Genomic DNA, 23,249 nt, shown 5'->3' with positions numbered 1-23,249 from the left:
GGGATGGTCTGGGTCCCGGTTACCCGGATCCGGGCCGGATGTGCCCGGCGTACCCGCCGCGCCCCACCGGCCGGGAAATCGGACGGTGGGGACGCGACGGCGCGATCACTCCGCGGCGGCGGTCGCCGGCTGCTCGTCGCCCTTCTTCGGCTCCTCGAGCAGCTCGCGCTCCCACTCCGCCAGCGGCTCGTCGGCGCCGACCTGGCCCGGCTCGGGCTTCTCGTCGGTGCCGCGGCCCCGGCCGGAGCGGGCGATCAGGCCGTCGGCGACGGCGGCGGCGACGACCTTGGTCAGCAGCTCGGCCGAGCGGATCGCGTCGTCGTTGCCCGGGATCGGGAAGTCGACCTCGTCCGGGTCGCAGTTGGTGTCGAGCACGGCGATCACCGGGATGCCCAGCTTGCGGGCCTCATCGACGGCGATGTGCTCCTTCTTGGTGTCGACCACCCAGACCGCGGCCGGGAGCTTCTGCATGTCCCGCAGACCACCGAGGGTCTTGGTCAGCTTGTCCTTCTCGCGGGAGAGCTGCAGGGTCTCCTTCTTGGTGTAACCGGCGGCAGTGCCGCTCAGGTCACCGAGGGCCTCCAGCTCCTTCATCCGCTGGAGCCGCTTGTACACCGTCTGGAAGTTGGTCAGCATGCCGCCGAGCCAGCGGTGGTTCACGTACGGCTGGCCGACCCGGGTCGCCTGCTCGGCGATGGCCTCCTGGGCCTGCTTCTTGGTGCCGACGAAGAGGATGCTGCCGCCACCGGCGACGGTGTTGCGCACGAAGTCGTACGCCTTCTCGATGTAGTCGAGGGTCTGGCGCAGGTCGATGATGTAGATGCCGTTGCGCTCGGTGAAGATGAAGCGCTTCATCTTCGGGTTCCACCGCCGGGTCTGGTGCCCGAAGTGGACACCGCTCTCCAGCAGCTGGCGCATGGTCACGACGGCCATGGTGGGTACTCCTTGCGATCCCTGGTTGTCTCGCCCGGCCGGCGGCCGGGCGTCCTGGCGCCCGGTCGCCGGCCGTGACGGGCCCGATCAAGATCGGGACCAGGGAGGCCGGCGCCCCACGAAGGTGTCCGTGGAGAGGGCACGCGAGGTCGACCGCGCGAGGCGGTCGCCAGTCGACCAGTGTACGCCCTCCCCCTGTGCACCGGTCCCGGGGTGCGGGACACGGGTGCGGAACCCCGGTGGGTGATCCATGATCCGCGCAGGTGCCGGGAGTGGGTGGGCCGCCGAATGCTGTCGGATACCACCGTCCGGAGATGCCCGGGTCCCGGGGTACGGCAGCGGCGGTCAGCGGGCGGCGAGCGCCGCGGCGACGAAGAGCACCAGCCCGACGGTCAGATACGCCGTCGGCGGCCGCAGCCAGCCCCGGCTGCCGTCGGCCAGCGCCAGGCCGCCGGTCCGCAACCCGTACAGACCGGCACCGAAGATCGGCAGCCCGACCACCAGGAACGTGCCCACCACGACGTGCGAGGTGGAGACCGGGTCACCCACCACGCCCCGCAGGAGCACCCGCAGCGCCGGGACCTCCAGCGCGAGCACCAGCAGCGCCAGCAGCACCGCGAGCGCCGGCCGGCGGGTCCGGTAGACCCCGTCGCCGGGTGGCGGCCCGTCCAGCCGGGGCGCCACCGAAGGCATCGGCCCGGTCGGCATCTCCAGCGGGTGCGGTGCCGGAGTGGTCACCACCTCCGGCGCCGGCACGACGGGCCGCTCCCCCACGATCAGCGGCGTGGGCGCGCCGTGCGCCGGCCGGTCCCCGACGGTGATCGGGGTCGGGCCCACGTGCGCCGGCTCGGCCGGACGGGCCGGCTCGACGACCGGGTAGCCGGCCAGTGGGCCGGGCCGTGGGTCGCCGCCGAACGGCTCGCCGCCGCTCTCCCCCGAGACCCCGCCGAACGGATCGCCGGCACTCTCCCGCGACGCGCCGCCGAACGGATCGCCGGCCTCGCGGGCCGCCCGTCGGCCGCCGCGGCCGCCCGGCAACTCGCCGGAGATCTCCCCGGAGTCGTCCAGCCGGCGCGACCGCCGGTAGCTCTCGGTGTCGTCGCCCAGCGGTTCGGCCGCACCGAACCGGGCCGGGTCGGCGTACCGGCCCTCGCCGCCGGCACGCTGCTCGGGGGCCCGGAAGTCGTCGTCGCGGTAGCGCGCCTCGCCAGCCGCCCGCCAGTCCGGGTCGGCGTACCCGGGATCGCTCCAGCGCGGCCCCTGCTGATCTTCGGGAAAGCTCCGTCGTCCGTCCACGACCGGCACGGTATGCGACCGCCATCCCGCCCGCCAACCGCCCTTCAGCCCGACATTGCCGCAGGTCAGTGCGGTTAATACCGCCTCATAACCGGGCACACGGTGAGTGATCGGCGGCTGCTCCGAAATGTCGTGGATCGTGCCGGCTGACCCGTCCACGGCCATGCCCGTCGGCCTGGCGGTGGCCTGCCCGGTGAGGTCGCTAGCACAGCACGGGCATGATCGTCCGCCCGTCCACAGGGCGCCCCGTCGTCCACAGGTGGCCGGCCCGGGACCCGCCTCCCGACCGGGGGTGGGCGCACCGTGGGCGGCATGACGAAGCGGAACCAGGCCGTCGGCGCGTACGGCGAGCGGTGCGCGGTCCGGCACCTGATCGAGGCGGGGCTGCGCCCGGTCGCCCGGAATTGGCGGTGCCCCGACGGGGAGATCGACGTCATCGCCTGGGAGGGCGAGGTGCTCGCGTTCTGCGAGGTGAAGACCCGCCGGAGCGACGACTTCGGCAGCCCGGCCGAGGCGGTGGTGCCGGCGAAGGCGCGCCGGCTGCGCGGCCTGGCCGCCCGGTGGCTGGCCGAGACCGGCACCAGCGCCGAGGAGGTCCGCTTCGACGTCCTCGAAGTCCGGCTTCCCGCCGCCGGCCCGGCCCGGGTCGAGCACCTGAAGGGCGCCTTCTGAACATGAGCTACGCCAAGGTGCTCTGCGTGGGTCTGGTCGGGGTGACCGGGCACGTGGTGGAGGTGGAGGCCGACCTGGCGCCGGGGCTGCCGGGCGTGGTGATCTCCGGGCTGCCCGACACGGCCCTGCACGAGGCCCGGGACCGGGTACGCGCCGCCATCGTCAACTCCGGCCAGAAATGGCCGAACCGACGGATCACCCTCAACCTGCTCCCGGCCACCCTGCCGAAGTACGGGTCCGCGTTCGACCTGGCCATCGCGGCGGCGGTGCTCGGCGGCTCCGGCGAGCTGCCGCTGCTGCCGCTGGAGGGGACGGTGGTCCTCGGCGAGCTCGGCCTCGACGGCACGGTCCGGCCGGTGCGTGGAGTGCTGCCGATGGTGGCCGCCGCGGCGCGGGCCGGCTTCCCGCGGGTGGTGGTGCCGGTCGGTAACGCTCCCGAGGCGGCGGTCATCCCCGGCGTCCGGATCCGTGCCGTCGACACCCTGCACCGGCTGGTGGCCTTCGTCCGGGACGGTACGCCGCTGCTCCCACCACCGACCGCCGCGCCGGCCACCGCCGCCGAGGGCCCCGATCTGGCCGAGGTGGCCGGGCAGCGGCTCGGCCGCCGGGCGCTGGAGGTGGCCGCCGCCGGCGGGCACCACCTGGCGCTGCTCGGGCCGCCCGGGGCCGGCAAGACGATGCTCGCCGAGCGACTTCCGTCGATCCTGCCGGAGCTCGACGACGACGCCGCCCTGGAGGTCACCGCCCTGCACTCCATCGCCGGGCTCCTGCCGCCCGGCGGGCGGCTGCTGCGCCGGCCCCCGTTCCAGGCGCCGCACCACACGGCCACGGTGCCGTCCCTGGTCGGCGGTGGGTCGGGGCTGGCCCGGCCCGGGGCGGTGTCGCTGGCCCACCGCGGCGTGCTCTTCCTCGACGAGGCACCCGAGTTCAGCAAGGGGGCGCTGGAAGCACTGCGCCAGCCCCTGGAGAGCGGCTGGGTACGGGTCGCCCGGACCCGCGGCGGCGCGGAATATCCGGCCCGGACGCAGCTGGTGCTGGCGGCGAACCCGTGCCCCTGCGCGAAGCCGTCGGGTGACGTCGACTGCGAGTGCACTCCGCTGGCCCGAAGGCGCTACCTGGGCCGGCTCTCCGGGCCCCTGCTCGACCGGGTCGACGTGCAGGTCCGGCTGCTGCCCGTCCGGGCGGCGGAACTGTTGGAGACCGGCCCGCCGAGCGAGTCGTCCACGGTGGTTGCCGCCCGGGTGGCCGCCGCCCGCCGGGCCGCCGTCGACCGGTGGGCCGCCGTCGGTCGCAAGGTCAACGCCGAGATCCCCGGGCCGTACCTGCGTCGGGCGCCGTGGCGGCTACCCGAGCGGGACACCCGGGAGCTGCGGAAACGGCTCGACGCCGGCTCGCTCTCCGCGCGCGGATTCGACCGCGTCATCCGGCTCGCCTGGACCATCGCCGACCTGGACGGGCGGGACCGGCCGGACGGCGGCGACATCGCGGAGGCCATCCAGCTCAGGACGGGAGAGGGCACATGACCTCGAAGGACGACCGCCTGCTGGCGCGGGTCGCGTTGACCTGGCTCGCCGAACCGGGCACCCGCTCGGTGCACCGGCTGGTGGAGCAGCTCGGGCCGGTCGCCGCGCTGGACCTGCTCCTGGACGGCGGGGCGCCGGACCGGGCGCTCCGGGCCGCCGTGGACGCCCGGTCCACGAGCGACGACGCCCGGGCGGTGGCGGAGCAGGCCCTGGCGCGTACCGAACGGCTCGGCGCGCGGGTGATCACTCCCGAGGACGACGAGTGGCCGGCCGGGGTGGCGGACCTGCGCCGGCTGCTGCTGCCGGGAGCCGAACGCCGGGTCGACCTGGAGACCGCGCCGCCGCTCTGCTTCTGGGTACGCGGGGCATGGCCCCTCGGGCAGGCACTGGAGCGGTCCGTCGCCGTCGTCGGTGCCCGGGCGGCTACCCCGTACGGCACGCACGTGGCCACCGAGCTGGGCTACGGGCTGGCCGATCGTGACTGGACGGTGGTCTCCGGCGGCGCCTTCGGCATCGACTCCGCCGCCCACAGGGGCGCGCTGACCGCCGGCGGCCGGACCGTCGCCGTGCTGGCCTGCGGGGTGGACCGCCCGTACCCGATGGGCAACGCGGCGCTCTTCGACCGGATCGCGGAGACCGGCCTGCTGGTCAGCGAGTGGATGCCGGGCGCGGACCCGCTGCGGCCCCGGTTCCTCATCCGGAACCGGGTGATCGCGGCCGGCACGCTGGGGACGGTGCTGGTGGAGGCGGCGGCGCGCAGCGGCGCCACGCAGACCCTCAACCGGGCGATCGGGGTCGGTCGACCGGGAATGGTGGTGCCGGGCCCGGTCACCTCGGCGATGTCCGTGGGCGCGCACGAACTGCTGCGCGAGCACAGCAAGGCCCGGCTGGTCACCGGTGTCGCGCACGTGCTCGAGGAGGTGGGGCGGATCGGATACGACCTGGCGCCGCCCGCCCGGGCACCGGAACGCCTCCGGGATCAGCTCGACGACGAGGCGGCCCAGGTGCTGGAGGTGCTGCCCCGGCGGAAGCCGGTCAGCCTGGAGAGCGTCGCGGCACGCGCCGGGGTGGACCTCCGCACGGCCATGCGGAAGCTGTCCATGCTGGAGGAACTGGCGCTGGTGGTACGACGCGACGCCGGCTACGCCCTCGCGCCGCCCGACAAGCGTGTGGGCCCCGCCGCCGGCACCACGAATACGCCGGTGTGACGGAGTGGGTCTCAGTCGCCCTCGAATCGGATCTCGACGTCCCGCCGGTCCAGGCAACGCCGCGCGAGCAGCGCCAACCGGCGGATGTGGGTGACCTCCGCGGGCGTCCGGGCCAACTCGGCCAGGCAGCGCAGCTCGGCGAGCAGTTGCTGGGTCGCCTCCGCGTCCACGACCGACTCGCCCAACGGGTCGACGCGATCCAGCAGCGGCGTACGGCCCCCGCCCCGCGCCCGCTTGAGCAGGTCGAGCAGCACGTCGTCCGGGTCAGCGACCACCTCCGACGCGACGTACGACGGCCGGTGACGTACGGGCCCGGCCCGCACCACCCGGTAGAGCACGGCATCCACACCCACGCCTGGCATCTCCTCCCGCCCGCGTCGCTCACCCCGGATCGACGCCTGTCCCGACTGGCTCACCCTTTCGCGCCGCCGTGCCGGGGAATCACCCCGCCACGGCGCACCCCGGCCGCCACGGCGCAGGCGGCACCTGCCGGCAGCGACGCGCCCGGCCTTCGAGGGCCTGACCGACGCCGCCACTGTCCTCTTCGTATGACCAGTTTCCCGTGCCCAGGCCCCGGTCAGCCACCCCGGCCTGCGGCTGGAGCCCACCCGCCCGACGTACGCCGTCGTCCGGACGGCCCCGGGGCAGGGCAACCACCCGGGCAACCCGCCCGCCCGACGTACGTCGCCGTCCGGACGGCCTCGGGGGCAGGGCAACCACCCGGCCACCCTGCCAGGTCAGCAGGTCAGCAGGTCGGCAGGCCCGACAGGTCGGCGGCAGGTCGGCAGGTCGGCGGCCCGGCGGGGCGGCAGGCCCGGCAGGTCGGCGGCGGGGCGGCAGGCCCGGCAGGTCGGCGGCGGGGCGGCAGGCCCGGCAGGTCGGCGGCGGGGCGGCAGGCCCGGCAGGTCGGCGGCCTGGGCTGCTCTCCGGCGGTCGCGCCCGTAGGCTGAGCCGGTGTCCGCCGACAGCAGGAGCCGCCGGGGCCGCGGAAGTCTTCCACGGCACGCCGACGCGTCGCCGTCCCGGCTGACCGGGCCCGTGGCGGGGCCGAGGTGGGGCCGGAGGTGCCGGTGAGCGGCGAGCGGCGCGGCACCCGGGCGGCGCACGAGGCGCTGCCGCCGCAGCTACGGGAGGCGGTGGACGCCTTCGCCGACCATCTGGCCGGGGTACGCAACCGGTCCGCGCACACCGTGCGGGCGTACGTGACCGACCTGGTGTCCCTGCTCGACCATGCGGTACGGATGGGCTGCGCCGACCTGTCGGAGCTGGACCTCGCGGTGCTGCGGAGCTGGTTGGCGAAGCAGCGGACGATGGGCGCGGCACGCACCTCCCTGGCCCGTCGGGCCGCCGCCGCCCGCACCTTCAGTGCGTGGGCCCACCGGGCCGGCCTGCTCACCGCCGACGTGGCCGCTCCGCTGGCCAGTCCCCGCGCCCACCGGGACCTGCCCACGGTCCTGCGGGCCGACCAGGCCGCCGCCCTGATGGACGCCCCGCGCGTCCGGGCCGTCGGCCAGGCCGCCGCCCGGGCGGACACCCCGCACGTCGGGTCCACCGCCGAAGGCCCGACCACCGGCGACGGGCCGACCGCCAGCGCCAGTCCGGCGGCGCGCGGGGCCTCCGCCGACAGCCGGGGCGGAGCGACCGAGGGCACCGCGTCCGGTCAGGAGAGTCCCGGCGGCGAGGACGCTGCGCTGCTGCGTGACCGGGTGCTGCTCGAGCTGCTCTACGGCACCGGGGTGCGGATCAGCGAGGCGTGCGGCCTGGACGTCGCGGACGTCGACCACGCCCGCCGGGTGGTACGCGTGCTGGGCAAGGGCGGCCGGGAGCGCGCCGTGCCGTACGGGGTGCCGGCGCAGCGCGCGTTGGACGCCTGGCTCAGCCAGGGTCGACCGGCGCTGGCCGGCCCGGGCTCTGGGGCGGCGCTGCTCCTCGGCGCGCGTGGCGGGCGGCTCAACCCGACGACCGCCCGGCGGATCGTCGCCGGATACGCCGATGCCGCCGGCCTTCCCCGCACCACCCCGCACGGGCTGCGGCACTCGGCGGCCACCCATCTGCTGGAGGGTGGGGCGGACCTGCGGGCCGTGCAGGAGTTGCTCGGCCACTCCTCGCTGGCCAGCACCCAGATCTACACCCACGTGTCGGTGGAGCGGCTGCGGGCGGCCTACCGGCAGGCGCACCCGCGGGCCTGACGGCCGGAAGCTTCCTGCCGCCGCAAGGGCGGCATGCCCTCGCGGCGAACGGCGGGTTGATGATCCACGGCGGGCTACGATCAACGAATGAGCGTCCCGCAGCCGCCCGAGCCGATCCCCGGTGCTCGGCTGCTCTTCTCCCTCGATCCGTCGGTCAGCCATCTCAACCACGGGTCGTTCGGCGCGGTGCCGATCGGGGTGCAGCGGGCCCAGCAGCGCCTGCGCGACGAGATGGAGGCCAACCCGCTGCGCTTCTTCACCCAGGGCCTGGTCGACCGGATCGCTCACACCCGGCGGCACCTGGCCACCTTCCTCGGCGCCGACCCGGACGGCACCGCGCTGGTGGGCAACGCCACCACCGGTGTGGCGGTGGTGCTCCAGTCACTCGGCCTCCGTCCCGGCGACGAGGTCGTGACCACCGACCACGGGTACGGGGCGGTCGCCTTCTCGCTGGAGCGGGAGTGCCGCCGGACCGGAGCGGTGTCCCGGACCCTGCCGGTGCCGCTGACCGCCTCCGACGAGGAGGTGGTGGAGATCGTCCTGGCCGGGCTGCGTCCTGGCCGGACCAAGCTGCTCATCGTCGACCAGATCACCTCGCCCACCGCCCGGCTCTTCCCGACGGCCGCGATCGTCGGGGTGGCCCGGGAGCACGGGGTGCCCGTGCTGGTCGACGCGGCGCACGCTCCGGGCATGTTGCCGATCAGCGTGGCCTCGATCGGTGCCGACTTCTGGGTGGGCAACCTGCACAAGTGGGCGTACGCGCCGCGGGGGACCGCCGCGCTGGTGGTGGCCGGGGCGTGGCGGGAGCGGATCCAACCGCTGGTCGTCTCCTGGGAGCAGGAGACCGGCTTCCCCACCCGGGTCGAGTGGCAGGCGACGCTGGACTACACCGCCTGGTTGGCTGCCCCGGCGGGCCTGTTCACCCTGCGCACCCTGGGCCTGGACCGGGTACGCGCGCACAACGCCGCGCTGGTCGCGTACGGGCAACGGGTGGTCGGGGACGCGCTCGGGGTGGCGCCGGCCGACCTGCCGGAGCCCGGCGGACCGACAGTCGCCATGCGGCTCGTCCCGTTGCCGCCCGGGGTCGCCCCGACGATCGACGCGGCGCGGGAGCTGCGCGCCCGGATCGCGGAACGGTTGGCCGCCGAGGTCTCGGTGGCCTCCTGGCACGGCCAGGGCTGGCTGCGCCTGTGCGGCCAGGTCTACAACACCCCCGACGAGTACGACCGGTTGGCCGTTCGTCTCCCCACGCTGCTGGCTCAGGGCTGAGCCGTCGAGCGGCAGCAGCCGCACCGGGCCGAGCCCGAGGAGGGCCAGCGGATCGAGGTACTCCTCGCCCCGGCGCAGCCCCCAGTGCAGGCACGCCTCGGCGGGGCAGCCGGGATGGCCGGCGAGCAGGGTGCCGATCGGCGTGGCGGCACTGACCGGGGTGCCGGCCGGCAGGCGGGGGTCGACCGGCTCGTAGGTGGTGCGTAACCCGGTGGCGTGCCCGACGGTGACCACGGGCCGCCCGGCCACCGTGCCGGCGAAGAGCACGACCCCTGCGCCGGCGGCACGCACCTCAGCACCCGGGGTCGCGGCCAGGTCGACGCCGCGGTGGCCGGGCAGCCACGGCTGCGGCGGCGGGTCGAACCGGCGTACGGGTCGGGGGGTGCCGGCGAGCGGCCAGCCGAATCGCGCGGCGCCGGACGGCCCGGGAGGCACCCGGTCGCCCGGTGGCCGATGGCCCCCGGCGGGGCCGGCGGCCGGCAGGATGGGCGGCAGTGGTCGGATCGTCATCCGGTCGGACGAGCCCGCCGGAGTGGTCGGCGAGGGCGACCTCGTCGGCGGCGGCAACTCCCGGTTCGTCAGCGGGACGGACGCCGCCCCGGTGGCGGCCCCGGCCGGCCGGGGCCGGACGGCGACCGGGACGACCAGCAGCAGGAGCCCGAGGGCCGCGGTGGCCCGGCGCAGCGGTTTCGGCACGCCGGACACCCTGCCGTCACGATCGGTGTCGCCGCGAACGGCCGGAGCGGCGCCTGTGGACGACTGGTGAGCTGTGGACGGCCCCCCATGCACGGCGCCGATCTGATAATCGACGGCCCCTATGCTGGCCGCGTGACAAAGGACTGGTATGCCTGGCACGCCGACTACGACCAGCCCGGCTCGGCGCTGTCCCGCCGTCTCGCCGAGCTGCGGAGCCGGATCCGGGGCGCGCTGGACGCCGCGCCGGTCGGTCCGCTGCGGGTGATCAGTCTCTGCGCCGGCCAGGGTCGGGAGCTGATCCCGGTGCTCGCCGCTCATCCCCGACGCGACGACGTCACCGCCCGCCTGGTCGAGCTGGATCCACGCAACGTCGAGGTGGCCCGGGCGGCCGCCGCCGGGGCCGGCCTGCACGGGGTGGAGGTGGTGGCGGGCGACGCGGCGCTGACCGACCGGTACGTCGACCTCGTGCCGGCCGACCTGGTCCTGGTCTGCGGCATCTTCGGCAACATCGTCGACGCCGACGTCCGGGCCACGGTGCGGCACTGCGCCGCGCTGTGCGCCACCGGCGGCACGGTGTTCTGGACCCGGCACCGCCGCGAGCCGGACCTGGTGCCCGCCATCTGCGACTGGTTCGCCGAGGAGGGCTTCACCCCGGTCGCGGTGAGCAGCCCCGCCGACGGGGTGGGCGTGGGCGTGCATCGGTTCACCGGTACGCCCCACCCGCTGGAGGCCGGCGTGCGGATGTTCGAGTTCGTCGGCGACGAGCGGCTGACCCGGTCCGGCCGCTCGGTGGGCCAGGCGGCGCCTGCGACCCACCCCCTGACCGATCCGAGGGAGTCGAGATGACCACTGTGGACAACGTCAGCCACCCCTCCCGGGTGGCCGGGCCGGACGAGGCGATCAGCGCCGAGGAACTCCAGTTGGCCGCGCGCAACCACGGGATCCCGCTGGAGGCGCTCCGCTACGACGTGACCCCGGCCGGCCTGCACTACCTGCTCATCCACTACGACATCCCGGACATGGACCCGGCGGCGCACACGCTGACCGTCGACGGGGCGGTGCGGCGGCCGTTCACCCTGGACCTGGCCGCGCTGCGGGAGCGGCCCCGGGTCACCCACCGGGTCACCCTGGAGTGCGCCGGCAACGGGCGGGCGTTGCTGCGCCCGCGGCCGGTCAGCCAGCCGTGGCTGGTGGAGGCGGTGGGCAACGCGGAGTGGACCGGCACGCCGCTGGCACCGTTGCTGCGCGAGGCCGGGCTCGCCGCCGACGCGGTGGACGTGGTCTTCACCGGGGCGGACCACGGGGTGGAGCGCGGCGTCGAGCAGGACTACCAGCGGGCGCTGCCGGTCGCGGACGCGCTGCGCGAGGAGGTGCTGCTCGCGTACGAGATGAACGGCGCTCCCCTGCTGCCCCAGCACGGCGCGCCGCTGCGGCTGATCGTGCCCGGCTGGTACGGCATGGCGCACGTCAAGTGGCTGCGGAACGTGCGGGTGCTGGCCGAGCCGTTCGACGGCTACCAGAACGCCGTGGCGTACCGGCTGCGGCAGGACGCCGACGACCCGGGCGTGCCGGTGACCCGGATCGAGCCCCGGGCGCTGGTCCGCCCGCCGGGCTTCCCGGACTTCATGTCGCGTACCCGGGTGCTGCGGCCGGGTCCGTGCACCGTGGACGGTCGGGCCTGGTCGGGGTACGCGCCGGTGACGGCGGTGGAGGTGACCTTCGACGGCGGTGCGACCTGGGTGCCGGCGACCGTGGACGGGCCGACCGGGGGTGAGTGGGCCTGGCGGCGGTGGCACGTGGAGTGGCACCCGACGCCGGGGCGCTACGCGCTGGGCGCGCGGGCGACCGACGCCTCCGGGCGTACCCAGCCGGTCGAGCAGCCGTGGAACCGGGGTGGTTTTGCCAACAACCTGGTGCAGCGGGTCGAGGTGGTGGTGCTGGCGGAGTGATCCGCCGTCGGCGGCGGGCGGCAAGTCGGCCGTCCCGCCGCCCCCGGTCAGCCGCCGAATCCGGAGTCTGCGGGAAGCGAGATGTCGGGCTTTTCGAGCTCTTCCACATTGACGTCCTTGAACGTCATTACCCGGACATTCTTGACGAATCGCGCAGGCCGGTACATGTCCCACACCCAGGCGTCGTGCATCTCGACCTCGAAGTAGACCTCACCGTCCGAGTTGCGGACGTGCAGATCGACCTGGTTGGCCAGGTAGAAGCGGCGCTCGGTCTCCACCACGTAGGAGAACTGGCGGACAATGTCGCGGTACTCCCGGTAGAGCTGCAGCTCCATCTCGGTCTCGTACTTTTCGAGATCTTCCGCGCTCATCGCACTCCGCCTTCCATGACCACATCTTCCCCCACCGGCGCTGGAGGTCGCGGCTGCTCGCCCAACGCCACGCCGACGGTACCCCCTGGCGCGCCGGAACGCTCCATCGGCTCGTCCGGGCTCCCGGCGGGCATCTCCTCCGGGCCACCGAAGAGCGCCGCGACCGAGCCGCCGAAGAGCGGCTCGTCCGAGCCCGAGCCACCGAACAGCGGCTCATCCGAGCCCGAGCCACCGAACAGCGGCTCGTCCGGGTCGCCGGCCGCCGGCCGTCGGGAGCGGGGCGGCCGCCCGTCCCGGCCGGAGACGGTGGCGACGTTGACGTACGAGAAGCGGTGCTCCCGGCACGGCCCGAGTTCCCGCAGCGCGGCGGTGTGCTCAGGCGTGATGTAGCCCTTGTGCTCGGCGAAGCCGTAGCCCGGGTACCGCCCGTCCAGCTCGACCATGATCCGGTCCCGGGTGACCTTGGCCAGCACACTCGCCGCCGCCACGCAGGCGGCCACCCGGTCCCCCTTCCAGACCGCCAGCCCCGGCACGTCCAGCCCGTCGACGCCGAACCCGTCGCTCAGCACATACTCCGGACGGGTGGTCAGCGAGGCGAGCGCCCGGCGCATGGCGGCCAGGTTGCACACGTGCAGCCCGCGCGCGTCGACCTCGTCGGCCGGGATGACCACCACGGCGTACGCCAGGGCCCGCGCCACCACCTCGTCGTAGATCCGCTCCCGGCTGGCCGGGGTGAGCAGCTTGGAATCGGCCAGCCCGTCGATCTCGCCGCGGCGCCCCTCGGGCAGCACCGCCGCGGCGGCCACCAACGGGCCGGCACACGCGCCACGGCCGGCCTCGTCGGCACCGGCCACGTGGCGGAAGCCCCGCCGTTGCAGGGCCCGTTCGAGGGCGTAGAGGCCACCGTCGCGGCGCACCACCGTACGCGGGGGCGTCAGCACGGCGCACCCCCGGCGGCGGACCGGTCCCCGGCCAGCGCGGCGGCGAGCCGGTCCGGCAGGTCCGGCGGGTAGTAGCGCTCGGCAGTCGCGGACAGCTCCGCCAGCGACCACCAGCGGTGGCCGGACACGCTGGCCCGCTCGACCTCGTCGAAGCCTGCCGTGTCGACCTCCCAGGCGGGCACCCGGACCAGGAAGAACTCCTGCTCCTGGCGATACCAGACGCCGTCGAACGGGAACTCGACCGTCTCCGCCCAGACCGGCGCGCCCAGCTCTGCCGGGGTGAGCCGCAGCCCGGTCTCCTCGGCCAACTCCCGGGCCGCGCCCGCGGCGGGGCTCTCCCCCGGGTCCAGTCCCCCGCCCGGGGTGAACCAGTAGGCGTGCCCCGGTCGGCCCGGATCGGTGCCGGCGAACAGCAGCACCCGGTCGGACGCGTCGACGAGCAGCACGCGGGCTGCGCGACGAGGGGTGTAGACGGTCACGGCCCAAGCCTGCCAGACGCGTCCGACGAACGCCCACGCCCTCCGGGGTCAGGGATTGGGAATCCCGTCGAACTGCTTCGGCACGGTGAGCCAGGTCGCCCGGCCGACCGGCCAGAAGATCGTGAAGGCCCGCCCGACCACCCGGTCCTCGGGGATGGTGGCCTCGTTGATGTCCTCGCCGGACTGCTGCCAGTGCTCCAGTGAGTCGCCGGAGGCCTGCCGATGGTCACCCATCACCCAGAGCCGGCCGTCCGGCACGGTGATGTCGAAGTCCTGGTCGGCGGGCTTGTTGCCGGGGAAGAGATACGGCTCGTCGAGCGGCTTGCCGTTGATCACCAGCCGCTCCGTGCCGCCGGTGCGGTCGCAGCAGACCACGTGGTCACCGCCGACGCCGATCACCCGCTTGATGAAGTCCTCGCCCTCCGGATTGCCGCTCCAGTCGGTGGGCGCCTTGAAGACGATCACCTCGCCCCGGTGCGGCGAGCGGAAGTCGTAGACCAGTTTGTTGACCAGCACCCGATCGTCGATCTTGAGAGTGTTCTCCATCGACGGGGACGGGATGAAGAAGGTCTGCAGCACGAAGGCACGTACCAGCACTGCGACCAGGATCGCCACGCCCAGGAGGATGGGCAGCTCCTTCCAGAAGGAGCTGCGCGGCTTTTCGGTCTGCTCGTCAATCACGGGAGGAGCCTACGTCCCCGGGTGCGGCACAGTCGCCCCGAACTCGCGAGAACGGAGAGCGCGGCCGTGACCGGGAGGATCAGGACGACACCGCCCACCGGGTCCGGATCGACGGGCACCGGTCCGGCCGGTGCGGCGTTGGATTGCGGCAGGTCGGAGAAGGTCTGCGGGACCGGCAGGGTGGCCCACCGCTGCGACGGCCACACGATCATGAAGGCCCGGCCCACGACGTTGTCGATCGGCACCGGGCCCTGGCACCGGGCGTCCTGGGAGACCAGCCGGTGGTCGCCCATCACGAAGATCTGCCCCGGGGGTACGACCACCTCGGTGAACTGCCGGGAGCGGCACTCCTTCGGGTTCGGCGGCAGCTCGACCGGCGAGTCCTCCGACACGTACGCCCGCTCGTCCAACGGCACGCCGTTGACCACGACCCGGCCGTCGTCGCAGCACCAGATCCGGTCGCCCGGGACGCCGATGACCCGCTTGATGAAGTCCTTCTCGCCGGGGCGGCTGATCCCCACCAGGTCGCCGAGGGTGCGGCCGACCTTGCCGGCGAAGTTGGTCGGCGGCGCCGGGGCCTCCTGAGCCACCCACCGGTCGGTGCCCCGGAAGACCACGACCTCGCCCCGGGCCGGGTCGCGGACGTCGTAGACGACCTTGTTGACCAGCACCCGGTCGCCGATGAGGAGGGTGTCCTCCATCGAGCCGGAGGGGATGAAGAACGCCTGGAGCAGGAAGGTGCGGATCAGCACGGCCAGGCAGAACGCGACCACCAGGAGCAGGGGCAGCTCCTGCCAGAGGGGCAGCTGCCGGCGGGACCGCCGGGCCCGCCGGCGTAACGGATCGACGGTGCCGTCCTCGTCAAGCATCTGCACCATGCCACTCTCCGGTCCGCGCAAACGACACTACCGCCCGGGAGTCTCGCCAGGAGACCCCACGGGCGGTAGTGGATCGCTGTGCCACCGCGTCGAGCACGCGCGGTGTGCCGTCCCCCTGCGCCCGTACGACCAGGGTAATGCGCTCCGGTCGATACCACATACGGGCAGGTCAGGCGGCGTGGCGCAAGGAAATTCAGCTCGCCGGCTGCTTCTCGCGCAGCTCCTTGATCTTGGCCTTCTTGCCGCGCAGCTCACGCAGGTAGTAGAGCTTGGCGCGCCGCACGTCACCGCGGGTCACGACCTCGATCCGGTCGATCGCCGGGCTGTTGACCGGGTAGGTCCGCTCGACACCCACGCCGAAGCTGACCTTGCGGACCGAGAAGGTCTCGCGCAGGCCGTCACCCTGGCGGCGGATGACGACGCCCTGGAAGATCTGGACCCGGGACCGGTTGCCCTCGACAACCCGCGCGTGCACCTTGACGGTGTCACCGGCACGGAAGTCGGGGATGTCAACGCGCTTCGACTGGGCGTCAAGGGCGTCCAGGATGTTCATCGCTGCGTCCTCGTGAGGCTCACGGCGCACCGTCAGTCGATGCGCGAATGGGTGATTCTGACCCCCGGGTGGTGGCCGGCGACGCCGACCCCGGTCGAGGGTCCTCGCAACCGCCCACGGCGTGGACGGATGCGGCAACCCCCCTACTTTGCCACATCCCCCGGCGGCAGCTGAAATCCGCCCCGGTCCAACGCCGCCCGGTCCCGCTTGTCCAGGCTCTCCGTGGGCAGCGTGGCGATCATGTCGGGGCGGCGGGCCGCCGTACGCAGCAGCGACTCGTCGCGCCGCCAGCGGGCGATCTTCCCGTGGTCGCCGGAGCGCAGCACCTCGGGCACCTCGTGCCCGCGCCAGGTCGCCGGCTTGGTGTACATCGGCGCCTCCAGCAGCCCGTGGGCGTGCGACTCCTCGTCCAGCGAACCGGCGTTGCCGAGCACCCCGGGCAGCAGCCGGGTGACCGCCTCCAGGATCACCAGCACCGCCACCTCGCCGCCGAAGAGCACGTAGTCGCCGAGGGAGACCTCGGTCACCCGCATCCGGGTCGCCGCGTGGTCGAGCACCCGCTGGTCGATGCCCTCGTACCGGCCGCAGGCGAAGAGCAGGTGCGGCTCGGCGGCCAGCTCGTGCGCCATCGCCTGGGTGAACCGGACGCCGGCCGGGGAGGGCACCAGCAGCCGGGGCTCCGGTTCGTCGCCGGCGGGGACGAGAGCGTCCAGCGCCTCGCCCCACGGCTCCGGCCGCATCACCATGCCGGGTCCGCCGCCGTAGGGCGTGTCGTCGACCGTGCGATGCACGTCATGGGTCCAGGCCCGCAGATCGTGTACGGCCAGCCGCAGGCTGCCGTTCGCCCGCGCCTTGCCGATCAGCGACAGGTCGAGCGGGGCGAAATATTCCGGGAAGATCGACACGATGTCGACGCGCATGACGGCTGGCTCCAGCTACAGGTCGAGCAGGCCGCCGGGCGGGTCGACGACGACGCGACCGCCGGCGAGGTCCACCTCGGGCACGATCGCCTTGACGAACGGGATCAGCGCGGTCCGCCCCTCGGGCCGCCGCAGCACCAGCAGGTCGGAGGCGGGAGCGTGGTCGATCCGGGCCACCTCGCCCAGTCGCTCGCCCTGCCGGGTGACCACCGCGAGGCCGACGAGCTGGTGGTCGTGGAACTCCTCCGGGTCCTCCGGCGGAGCGACGTCGGCGCTGTCCACGCCGACCAGGGTGCCGCGCAGCGCCTCGGCGACGTTGCGGTCCAGCACGCCCTCGAAGGCGACAAGCAGCCGCCCCTGGTGCCAGCGCGCCGACTCGACGGTCAACTCGGCCGGCACCCGGTAGGCCCCGGGCTGCGCGGGCGCGACCGCCCCGGAGTCGGTGCGCAGCACCGCCCCCGGGGCGAACCGTGCTTCGGGCTCATCGGTCCGCACCTCCACGGTGACCTCACCGCGGATCCCGTGCGGCTTGCCGACCCTGCCGACGATGAGGAGCATCAGTACGAGTCGACGATGTCGACGCGCACCCCGCGCCCACCGATGGAGCCGATCACCTGGCGCAGCGCCTTGGCGGTCCGACCGGACCGCCCGATCACCGTGCCGAGGTCCTCCGGGTGCACGCGGACCTCGAGCCGCTTACCCCGACGGGAATCGACCATCCGCACCCGGACGTCGTCCGGGTGGTCGACGATCCCCTTGACCAGGTGCTCCAGGGCGGGACGCAGCGCCATGTCAGGCCTGCTCGCCGGACTCTGCACCGGTCTGCTCCTCGGCCTGCGGCGCCTCGGCCGGGGCCTGCGCCTTGGCGGCCTTCTTGGCCGGCGCCGGGGTCTCGGCCACGCCGGCGGCGGCCTTCGCCTCAGCCTCGTACGCCGCCTTGCGGTCGGCCCGCTCCGGGGCGACCTTCAGCGGCGCCGGGGCCGGCAGGCCCTTGAACTTCTGCCAGTCACCGGTCAGCTCCAGCAGGCGCTGCACCGCCTCGCTCGGCTGCGCGCCGACGGACAGCCAGTACTGGACCCGCTCCGACTTGACCTCGATCACCGAAGGGTCCTCCTTCGGCTGGTACACACCGACGAACTCGATCGCGCGACCGTCACGCTTGGTGCGCGAGTCGGCGACGACGATGCGGTACTGCGGGTTGCGGATCTTACCCATCCGCAGGAGCCGGATCTTTACGGCCACAGTTGTTTCGCTCCTGTTGCGATCTCACCGGCCCGTACGGGCGGTGTGCGGGTGAGCGCCGACCGGCACAGTGGGGTTGGGCCGGAGACTGCTCGGTGGACTGGCGGCGTGCCCGGGTTAGAGGGCGCCGGACGCGCGCCGGATACCAGCGAACCATTCTGCCAGATCCGGCTCCGATCTCTCACACCGGACCCGGACTGGTCACCCGGGTCGACTCCAGCGTGACGCACGACACGCTCAACGCACCGGCGGCCGGTCCCAGCCGGGCGGCAGCCCGTCCGGTACGTCCCATTCCGCCGGCGGGGTGAAATCGCACCAGGTGCCGTCGAACGGGAACCCGCCCGACTCGGCGATCCGGATCACCCGCTCCCCCTCGGCCCGGACCGCCTTCTCGTCGGGCACCCAGTAGTCGTCCGGGAAGGCGAGGCGCTCGACGAACTCCTCCTCGTCCTTCCACTCCCACCGGAGATCCGGGTGCACCACCACGTCGAGGTCCTGATCCGTCATGTCGACCCCGGCCACCGCGCCGTCGTCCCAGCGGACGGCGGGCTCCTCCAGGTTGACGTACCAGTTCTTGAACCGGCCCCGGTCGTCGCGGAACCACCACACCGAATGGGCGGCACCGGTGGGCAGGAACTTCAGCACCGGCGGCCCGTTCCAGCGACCCTGGGCGAGCCGGTACGACGAGGTGATCCACTCGGCGAACGGCATGGCCCGCATGCCCAGCCCCGCCTCGGTCACCTCGTTCGCCACCGGCGCGCCACGGGCGATCCAGAGCAGCAGCCCCCGGTCGTCGTCGCGGACCACCCGGGCCGAGCGGACCCAACCGATCCGCCCGTGCCGCACGTTGCGGTGCATGATCAGCCGACCCGGCGCGAACCGGCCGACCGAGCCGCCCGGGCGCACCTCAGTAGGCGCGGGCGAGGACGGCGATCAGATCCGGCTCGTCCTCGGAGTCCGGCACCGAGCCGTCGGCCCGCAGCAGGCACCGGACGGTGACGCCCTGCGCGTTCGCCTCGGCCTCGCCCTGGACGCCGACCGCCGACCACGGCACCCGGGCCCAGCCGGTGGCCGCCGCCTCGATCGCCTCGGCGAGGGTGGCGACGTCGGTGGTGCGGGACTGCCGGACGGCCAACGCCTGGTCGTGCAGCACCTGCTGGTCCGCCTCCAGCGCGGCGAGGACCGCGCCGACCACGTCGGCCACCGGCGTCGCGGCCTTCGAGCCGTCCGTACGCCGGACCACCACCGCGTTGCCGGCGGCCAGGTCACGAGGGCCGACCTCGACGCGGACCGGGTAGCCGCGCAGCTCGGCGTCGACGGCCCGGCGGCCGAAGGCGGTGTCGGTCCGGTCGTCCAGCGCGACCCGGACACCGGCGTCGCGCAGCGCGTCGCGGAGCTTGGCCGCCGCCTCGGCGACGCCCTCGCCGTCCTTGACGATCATCACGTACGCCTGGACCGGCGCCAGCTTCGGCGGCACCCGCAGACCGTTGTCGTCCCCGTGGCACATGATCAGGCCGCCGAGCATCCGGGTCGAAGTGCCCCAGGAGGTGGTCCAGGCGTGCTCCCGGCCACCCTCGGCCGAGGAGAAGCTGATGTCGAACGCCCGGGCGAAGTTCTGGCCCAGCTCGTGGCTGGTGCCCAGCTGGAGCGCCTTGCCGTCGCCCATCATGCCTTCACAGGTGTAGGTGGCGGTCGCGCCGGCGAAGCGCTCGCGGGCGGTCTTCAGGCCGACCACCACCGGGATGCCGAGCACGTTGACCATCAGGTCCTCGTACGCCTCGTGCAGGATCCGCCGGGCGTAGGCGCGGGCGTCGGAGCGGGTGGCGTGCGCGGTGTGCCCCTCCTGCCAGAGGAACTCGCTGGTACGCAGGAAGATCCGCGGGCGCAGCTCCCAGCGGACCACGTTCGCCCACTGGTTGAGCAGCAGCGGCAGGTCCCGGTACGAGTCGATCCACTTGGCCATGAACTCGCCGATCACCGTCTCGCTGGTGGGGCGGACCACCACCGGCTCGGCGAGCTGCTTGCCCCCACCGTGGGTGACCACGGCCAGCTCCGGCGAGAAGCCCTCGACGTGCTCGGCCTCACGCTTGAGGTAGCTCTCCGGGATGAAGAGCGGGAAGTAGGCGTTCTCCGCGCCGGCCGCCTTGATCCGGGCGTCCATCTCCGCCTGCATCCGCTCCCAGATGGCGTAGCCCGCCGGTCGGATGACCATGGTGCCCCGCACCGGGCCGTTGTCGGCCAGCTTGGCCTTGGCGATCAGGTCCTGGTACCAGCGGGGGAAATCCTCCGCACGGGGAGTGAGCACGCGTGCCATGACCGCACATCCTATGCGCCGGGTGCGCCGCCGCAGCGCCCGGGAGGCCGCCCGCGCCGTGTCGCGTCGCCCCGAGCCCCGCGCCTCGCGCGAAATCCGCACAGATTCCCGGAAAGAGTGCCGTTCCGCGCCCGAATGACCACTCTTTCCGACGGTCAGCCAGACGGCAGGGGACGGGGTCAGCGCAGGACGCGGCCGCGTAGGACGATGCGGGACGGGGTGCGGACCACCCGCAGGTCGCGGCGCGGGTCCTCGGGATACACGACCAGGTCGGCGAGGCCGCCCTCGACCAGGCCGGGGAAGCCGAGCCACTCGCGGGCGCGCCAGGAGGCGGCGGCGAGGACGTCCTCGGTGGACATGCCGGCCCGCTCGTGCAGCAGCAGCATCTCCTCGGCGGCCAGCCCGTGGTCGATGCCCCCGCCCGCGTCGGTGCCGACGTAGATCGGCACGCCCGCCTCGTACGCGGCCCGGACCACCTCGGGGAAGCGGTCGCGCAGGGCGAGCATGTGGTCGGCGTACCCGGGGAACCTGGGGCGGGCCTGGTCGGCGATGCCACCGAAGGTCTGAATGTTGATCATCGTGGGGACCAGCGCGGTGCCCTGGCGGGCCATCAGGTCGATCAGGTCCAGGCTGAGCCCGGTGCCGTGCTCCACCGAGTCCACCCCGGCCCGCACCATGATCTCCACGGCCGACTCGGAGAAGGTGTGCACCGCGGCGCGTGCCCCGGCGGCGTGCGCGGCGGCGACGGCGGCCGTCATGGTGTCCGCGTCCCAGGCCGGGGCCAGGTCACCCACGCCCCGGTCGATCCAGTCCCCGACCAGCTTGACCCAGCCGTTGCCGGCGGCGGCCTGCGCCGCCACCGTCGCGGCCACCTCGGCCGCGCCGACCTCCACCCCGATGTCCCGCAGGTAGCGCTTCGGCGGTGCGACGTGCCGGCCGGCGCGGGCCAGCCGCGGCAGCTCCGGGTCGTCGTCGAGTTCCGGGTAGGGGTACGGCGAGCCGGCGTCCCGGATGGCCAGCACCCCGGCGTCGCGGTCGGTACGGGCCAACTCCCGGGCCTGGTCGAGCGCGGTGATCGGGGCGCCACCCCGGGCGATGCCGATGTGGCAGTGGGCGTCGGTCAGGCCGGGAAGCACGAAGCCACCGTCGGCGACGGTCTCCGCGCCGGGCACCGGTTCGAAGGTGACCCGGTCGCCGACCAGCCACACGTCCCGGACCTCGTCGTCGGGCAGGAGCACACCGCGCACATGCAGAGCCATGTGCACAGTCCTACCCGATCACTCCCCGTCCCTGGCGAGCAGGTCGCCCCGCCTGGGCGGTGCGGGCGGGCACGACGACGGCCCCGCCACCACGGGGTGACGGGGCCGTCGGAGGTCGGCGACGCGCGGTCAGCGAGGGTTCTTGTCCCCGCCCTTGCCGAGCTTGTTGAAGTCGATCTTCGGGAGCTTGAAGCCCGGCGGCAGGCCCTGGCCACCGGCCAGGTCACCCGGGTCCAGGCCCGGCGGGAGCTGCGGCATGCCGCCCGGGAAGCCGCCCGGCAGGCCGGCGCCGGTACGCGGCCGGCCGCCGCCCTTGGTGCCCTTGCGCTTGTTCTTCGGCGACTTGGTCGCCTTGCGCCGCCCGCCTCCGGGAAGGCCCATCATGCCGCCCATCTGCTTCATCATCTTCTGCGCGTCGGCGAAGCGGTTGAGCAGCTGGTTGACGTCCATCACGGTGACCCCGGAGCCGTTGGCGATCCGGGCGCGCCGGGAGCCGTTGATGATCTTCGGGTTGGTGCGCTCGCCCGGGGTCATCGACCGGATGATCGCGGTGACCCGGTCGAAGTGCTTGTCGTCCAGCTCGGCGAGCTGGTCCTTCATCTGCCCCATGCCCGGCATCATGGCCAGCACGTTGGCGATCGGCCCCATCCGCCGGACCGCGATGAGCTGATCGAGGAAGTCCTCCAGGGTGAAGGTCTCGCCGCCCATCAGCTTGGCGGTCATCTTCTCCTTCTGATCGGCGTCGAAGGCCGCCTCGGCCTGCTCGATCAGCGTGAGGACGTCGCCCATGCCGAGGATCCGGCTGGCCATCCGGTCGGGGTGGAAGACGTCGAAGTCCTCCAGCTTCTCGCCCGTGGAGGCGAAGAGGATCGGCTGCCCGGTGACCTCGCGGACGGAGAGCGCGGCACCACCGCGGGCGTCGCCGTCGAGCTTGGAGAGGACCACGCCGCTGATGCCGACACCGTCGCGGAACGCCTCGGCGGTACGGACCGCGTCCTGACCGACCATGGCGTCGATGACGAAGATGACCTCGTCGGGCTGGACCGCGTCCCGGATGTCAGCGGCCTGCTGCATCATCTCTGCGTCGATACCGAGGCGGCCGGCGGTGTCGACGATGACGATGTCCCGGGCGGCCCGCTTGGCGTGCTCGATCGAGTCGCGCGCCACCTGCACCGGGTCGCCGACGCCGTTGCCGGGCGCCGGGGCGTACACCTCGACGCCGGCCCGGCCGCCGAGCACCTGGAGCTGCCCGACGGCGTTGGGGCGCTGGAGGTCGGCGGCGACCAGCAGCGGCTGGTGGCCCTGGGCCTTGAGCCAGCGGGCCAGCTTGCCGGCGAGGGTGGTCTTACCGGAACCCTGGAGACCGGCCAGCATGATCACGGTCGGCGGCTGCTTGGCGAACTGGAGCCGGCGCCCCTCGCCACCGAGGACGTTGATCAGCTCCTCGTTGACGATCTTGATGATCTGCTGGGCCGGGTTGAGCGCCTGGGAGACCTCGGCGCTCCGGGCCCGCTCCTTGACGTTCGCGATGAACCCCTTGACCACCGGCAGGGCGACGTCGGCCTCCAGCAGCGCCATGCGGATCTCGCGCGCGGTGGCGTCGATGTCGGCGTCGGTGAGCCGTCCCTTGCCGCGGAGCTTGGTGAAGATCCCGGACAGGCGGTCACTCAAGGTGTCAAACACACGAACATCCCGTTTGTCGTCTTCGGCGGGCACGATCAGCCAGCGCACACAAGGCCGGCTACCCGCAAGGGTAACGGTCCCGCCTCCCCACTGCTTCCCGCCGGCCGACCCCCGCGCGAGATCACGCTGGTCCGGGCCGCAGCTCCGCCCACCCGACGACCTCCGTGGTCCTGCCGCCGCCGGTCCGCCGGAC

The 23,249-nt window shown here is 73.8% G+C and carries 25 protein-coding genes and 1 pseudogene; 8 read left to right on the top strand and 18 right to left on the bottom strand.

Annotated elements, in window-relative coordinates; all coding sequences use genetic code 11:
• Positions 1–105: 105 nt before the first annotated feature.
• Positions 106–933, bottom strand: a complete 828-nt coding sequence (gene rpsB / locus ACFYML_RS27415) for a 30S ribosomal protein S2 (protein WP_073832538.1) — start codon at positions 931–933, stop codon at positions 106–108.
• A 345-nt stretch (positions 934–1,278) separates the two neighbouring features.
• Positions 1,279–2,238, bottom strand: a complete 960-nt coding sequence (locus tag ACFYML_RS27410) for a hypothetical protein (protein ID WP_387423365.1) — start codon at positions 2,236–2,238, stop codon at positions 1,279–1,281.
• 303 nt (positions 2,239–2,541) lie between these two features.
• Between ACFYML_RS27410 and ACFYML_RS27405 the strand changes: the two genes are divergently transcribed.
• Genes ACFYML_RS27405 through ACFYML_RS27395 form a run of 3 tightly spaced genes read left to right on the top strand, consistent with a single transcriptional unit; the run spans position 2,542 to position 5,632 of the window.
• Positions 2,542–2,901, top strand: a complete 360-nt coding sequence (locus ACFYML_RS27405; protein WP_357433671.1) for a YraN family protein — start codon at positions 2,542–2,544, stop codon at positions 2,899–2,901.
• A gap of 2 nt (positions 2,902–2,903) precedes the next feature.
• A complete protein-coding gene (locus tag ACFYML_RS27400) occupies positions 2,904–4,424 on the top strand; it encodes a YifB family Mg chelatase-like AAA ATPase (RefSeq protein WP_387423364.1) in 1,521 nt (506 codons plus the stop codon).
• Positions 4,421–5,632 (top strand): DNA-processing protein DprA, encoded by a 1,212-nt coding sequence (locus ACFYML_RS27395; RefSeq protein WP_387423363.1) that lies wholly within the window; start codon positions 4,421–4,423, stop codon positions 5,630–5,632. Before ACFYML_RS27400 ends, ACFYML_RS27395 begins: the two co-directional genes overlap by 4 nt.
• 11 nt (positions 5,633–5,643) lie before the next feature.
• On the opposite strand, the gene ACFYML_RS27390 is transcribed toward ACFYML_RS27395, so the two are convergent.
• Complete coding sequence (locus tag ACFYML_RS27390) at positions 5,644–5,994, bottom strand: hypothetical protein (protein ID WP_387423362.1); 351 nt, start codon at positions 5,992–5,994, stop codon at positions 5,644–5,646.
• Between the two features lie 708 nt (positions 5,995–6,702).
• Between ACFYML_RS27390 and ACFYML_RS27385 the strand changes: the two genes are divergently transcribed.
• Together ACFYML_RS27385 and ACFYML_RS27380 are read left to right on the top strand one after the other, a co-directional pair.
• Positions 6,703–7,821, top strand: coding sequence for a tyrosine recombinase XerC (locus ACFYML_RS27385; protein ID WP_387423361.1), 1,119 nt, complete (start codon positions 6,703–6,705; stop codon positions 7,819–7,821).
• 87 nt (positions 7,822–7,908) lie between these two features.
• Positions 7,909–9,090 (top strand): aminotransferase class V-fold PLP-dependent enzyme, encoded by a 1,182-nt coding sequence (locus ACFYML_RS27380; RefSeq protein ID WP_387423360.1) that lies wholly within the window; start codon positions 7,909–7,911, stop codon positions 9,088–9,090.
• On the opposite strand, the pseudogene ACFYML_RS27375 reads toward ACFYML_RS27380, so the two are convergent.
• A pseudogene (locus ACFYML_RS27375) lies at positions 9,091–9,600 on the bottom strand (murein hydrolase activator EnvC family protein); the annotation flags it as partial.
• On the opposite strand from ACFYML_RS27375, the gene ACFYML_RS27370 reads away from it, so the two are divergent.
• The 3 genes from ACFYML_RS27370 to ACFYML_RS27360 all read left to right on the top strand — a co-directional run bounded on the left by ACFYML_RS27370 (position 9,575) and on the right by ACFYML_RS27360 (position 11,735).
• On the top strand, positions 9,575–9,856 hold the full coding sequence (locus ACFYML_RS27370; protein WP_387423359.1) for a hypothetical protein: 282 nt from the start codon (positions 9,575–9,577) through the stop codon (positions 9,854–9,856). The pseudogene ACFYML_RS27375 and the gene ACFYML_RS27370 sit on opposite strands and share 26 nt — an antisense overlap.
• A 62-nt stretch (positions 9,857–9,918) precedes the next feature.
• Positions 9,919–10,632, top strand: a complete 714-nt coding sequence (locus ACFYML_RS27365) for a class I SAM-dependent methyltransferase family protein (protein WP_387423358.1) — start codon at positions 9,919–9,921, stop codon at positions 10,630–10,632.
• Positions 10,629–11,735, top strand: coding sequence for a sulfite oxidase (locus ACFYML_RS27360; protein ID WP_387423357.1), 1,107 nt, complete (start codon positions 10,629–10,631; stop codon positions 11,733–11,735). The genes ACFYML_RS27365 and ACFYML_RS27360 overlap by 4 nt, the downstream gene beginning before the upstream one ends.
• A gap of 47 nt (positions 11,736–11,782) precedes the next feature.
• On the opposite strand, the gene ACFYML_RS27355 is transcribed toward ACFYML_RS27360, so the two are convergent.
• The 14 genes from ACFYML_RS27355 to ffh form a co-directional block, all read right to left on the bottom strand.
• Complete coding sequence (locus ACFYML_RS27355; RefSeq protein ID WP_007075222.1) at positions 11,783–12,106, bottom strand: DUF2469 domain-containing protein; 324 nt, start codon at positions 12,104–12,106, stop codon at positions 11,783–11,785.
• A complete protein-coding gene (locus tag ACFYML_RS27350) occupies positions 12,103–13,047 on the bottom strand; it encodes a ribonuclease HII (RefSeq protein ID WP_387423356.1) in 945 nt (314 codons plus the stop codon). The genes ACFYML_RS27355 and ACFYML_RS27350 overlap by 4 nt, the downstream gene beginning before the upstream one ends.
• The gene (locus ACFYML_RS27345; RefSeq protein ID WP_387423355.1) at positions 13,041–13,526 is read right to left on the bottom strand and encodes an NUDIX hydrolase; all 486 of its coding nucleotides are present in this window, start codon (positions 13,524–13,526) and stop codon (positions 13,041–13,043) included. The genes ACFYML_RS27350 and ACFYML_RS27345 overlap by 7 nt, the downstream gene beginning before the upstream one ends.
• 48 nt (positions 13,527–13,574) lie before the next feature.
• Complete coding sequence (gene lepB / locus ACFYML_RS27340) at positions 13,575–14,207, bottom strand: signal peptidase I (protein WP_387423354.1); 633 nt, start codon at positions 14,205–14,207, stop codon at positions 13,575–13,577.
• Positions 14,204–15,085, bottom strand: a complete 882-nt coding sequence (gene lepB, locus ACFYML_RS27335) for a signal peptidase I (RefSeq protein WP_387423353.1) — start codon at positions 15,083–15,085, stop codon at positions 14,204–14,206. Before lepB (ACFYML_RS27335) ends, lepB (ACFYML_RS27340) begins: the two co-directional genes overlap by 4 nt.
• 193 nt (positions 15,086–15,278) lie before the next feature.
• On the bottom strand, positions 15,279–15,638 hold the full coding sequence (gene rplS / locus ACFYML_RS27330) for a 50S ribosomal protein L19 (RefSeq protein ID WP_357433696.1): 360 nt from the start codon (positions 15,636–15,638) through the stop codon (positions 15,279–15,281).
• A 143-nt stretch (positions 15,639–15,781) separates the two neighbouring features.
• Positions 15,782–16,558, bottom strand: coding sequence for a tRNA (guanosine(37)-N1)-methyltransferase TrmD (gene trmD, locus ACFYML_RS27325; RefSeq protein WP_387423352.1), 777 nt, complete (start codon positions 16,556–16,558; stop codon positions 15,782–15,784).
• A 15-nt stretch (positions 16,559–16,573) separates the two neighbouring features.
• Positions 16,574–17,116, bottom strand: coding sequence for a ribosome maturation factor RimM (gene rimM, locus ACFYML_RS27320; protein WP_387423351.1), 543 nt, complete (start codon positions 17,114–17,116; stop codon positions 16,574–16,576).
• Positions 17,116–17,376, bottom strand: coding sequence for an RNA-binding protein (locus ACFYML_RS27315; RefSeq protein ID WP_172967834.1), 261 nt, complete (start codon positions 17,374–17,376; stop codon positions 17,116–17,118). The genes rimM and ACFYML_RS27315 overlap by 1 nt, the downstream gene beginning before the upstream one ends.
• Positions 17,351–17,800, bottom strand: a complete 450-nt coding sequence (gene rpsP / locus ACFYML_RS27310; RefSeq protein WP_357433703.1) for a 30S ribosomal protein S16 — start codon at positions 17,798–17,800, stop codon at positions 17,351–17,353. The genes ACFYML_RS27315 and rpsP overlap by 26 nt, the downstream gene beginning before the upstream one ends.
• 237 nt (positions 17,801–18,037) lie before the next feature.
• Positions 18,038–18,658 (bottom strand): DUF402 domain-containing protein, encoded by a 621-nt coding sequence (locus ACFYML_RS27305; RefSeq protein ID WP_387423350.1) that lies wholly within the window; start codon positions 18,656–18,658, stop codon positions 18,038–18,040.
• A gap of 49 nt (positions 18,659–18,707) precedes the next feature.
• Positions 18,708–20,114, bottom strand: a complete 1,407-nt coding sequence (gene proS / locus ACFYML_RS27300) for a proline--tRNA ligase (protein ID WP_387423349.1) — start codon at positions 20,112–20,114, stop codon at positions 18,708–18,710.
• 179 nt (positions 20,115–20,293) lie between these two features.
• Positions 20,294–21,373, bottom strand: coding sequence for an amidohydrolase family protein (locus ACFYML_RS27295; protein ID WP_357433709.1), 1,080 nt, complete (start codon positions 21,371–21,373; stop codon positions 20,294–20,296).
• 129 nt (positions 21,374–21,502) lie between these two features.
• On the bottom strand, positions 21,503–23,056 hold the full coding sequence (gene ffh, locus ACFYML_RS27290; protein WP_387423348.1) for a signal recognition particle protein: 1,554 nt from the start codon (positions 23,054–23,056) through the stop codon (positions 21,503–21,505).
• Positions 23,057–23,249 lie beyond the last annotated feature (193 nt).

This window comes from Micromonospora sp. NPDC007230, from assembly GCF_042869115.1.
Taxonomy (GTDB): Bacteria; Actinomycetota; Actinomycetes; order Mycobacteriales; family Micromonosporaceae; genus Micromonospora.
The sequence above is the reverse complement of the archived record's forward strand: the minus strand, read 5'-3'. Positions and strand labels throughout refer to the sequence as shown.

What these genes read in the sequence shown, in the direction of transcription:
- ACFYML_RS27390 (WP_387423362.1), bottom strand. Translation starts at nt 5,994, where the DNA reads ATGCCAGGCGTGGGTGTGGATGCCGTGCTCTACCGGGTGGTGCGGGCC.
- lepB (WP_387423353.1), bottom strand. Translation starts at nt 15,085, where the DNA reads ATGGTGCAGATGCTTGACGAGGACGGCACCGTCGATCCGTTACGCCGG.
- trmD (WP_387423352.1), bottom strand. Translation starts at nt 16,558, where the DNA reads ATGCGCGTCGACATCGTGTCGATCTTCCCGGAATATTTCGCCCCGCTC.
- ACFYML_RS27380 (WP_387423360.1), top strand. Translation starts at nt 7,909, where the DNA reads ATGAGCGTCCCGCAGCCGCCCGAGCCGATCCCCGGTGCTCGGCTGCTC.
- ACFYML_RS27395 (WP_387423363.1), top strand. Translation starts at nt 4,421, where the DNA reads ATGACCTCGAAGGACGACCGCCTGCTGGCGCGGGTCGCGTTGACCTGG.
- rimM (WP_387423351.1), bottom strand. Translation starts at nt 17,116, where the DNA reads ATGCTCCTCATCGTCGGCAGGGTCGGCAAGCCGCACGGGATCCGCGGT.
- ACFYML_RS27295 (WP_357433709.1), bottom strand. Translation starts at nt 21,373, where the DNA reads ATGGCTCTGCATGTGCGCGGTGTGCTCCTGCCCGACGACGAGGTCCGG.
- ACFYML_RS27305 (WP_387423350.1), bottom strand. Translation starts at nt 18,658, where the DNA reads ATGCACCGCAACGTGCGGCACGGGCGGATCGGTTGGGTCCGCTCGGCC.
- proS (WP_387423349.1), bottom strand. Translation starts at nt 20,114, where the DNA reads ATGGCACGCGTGCTCACTCCCCGTGCGGAGGATTTCCCCCGCTGGTAC.
- rplS (WP_357433696.1), bottom strand. Translation starts at nt 15,638, where the DNA reads ATGAACATCCTGGACGCCCTTGACGCCCAGTCGAAGCGCGTTGACATC.
- ACFYML_RS27370 (WP_387423359.1), top strand. Translation starts at nt 9,575, where the DNA reads ATGGGCGGCAGTGGTCGGATCGTCATCCGGTCGGACGAGCCCGCCGGA.
- ACFYML_RS27355 (WP_007075222.1), bottom strand. Translation starts at nt 12,106, where the DNA reads ATGAGCGCGGAAGATCTCGAAAAGTACGAGACCGAGATGGAGCTGCAG.
- ACFYML_RS27400 (WP_387423364.1), top strand. Translation starts at nt 2,904, where the DNA reads ATGAGCTACGCCAAGGTGCTCTGCGTGGGTCTGGTCGGGGTGACCGGG.
- ACFYML_RS27405 (WP_357433671.1), top strand. Translation starts at nt 2,542, where the DNA reads ATGACGAAGCGGAACCAGGCCGTCGGCGCGTACGGCGAGCGGTGCGCG.
- rpsB (WP_073832538.1), bottom strand. Translation starts at nt 933, where the DNA reads ATGGCCGTCGTGACCATGCGCCAGCTGCTGGAGAGCGGTGTCCACTTC.
- ACFYML_RS27360 (WP_387423357.1), top strand. Translation starts at nt 10,629, where the DNA reads ATGACCACTGTGGACAACGTCAGCCACCCCTCCCGGGTGGCCGGGCCG.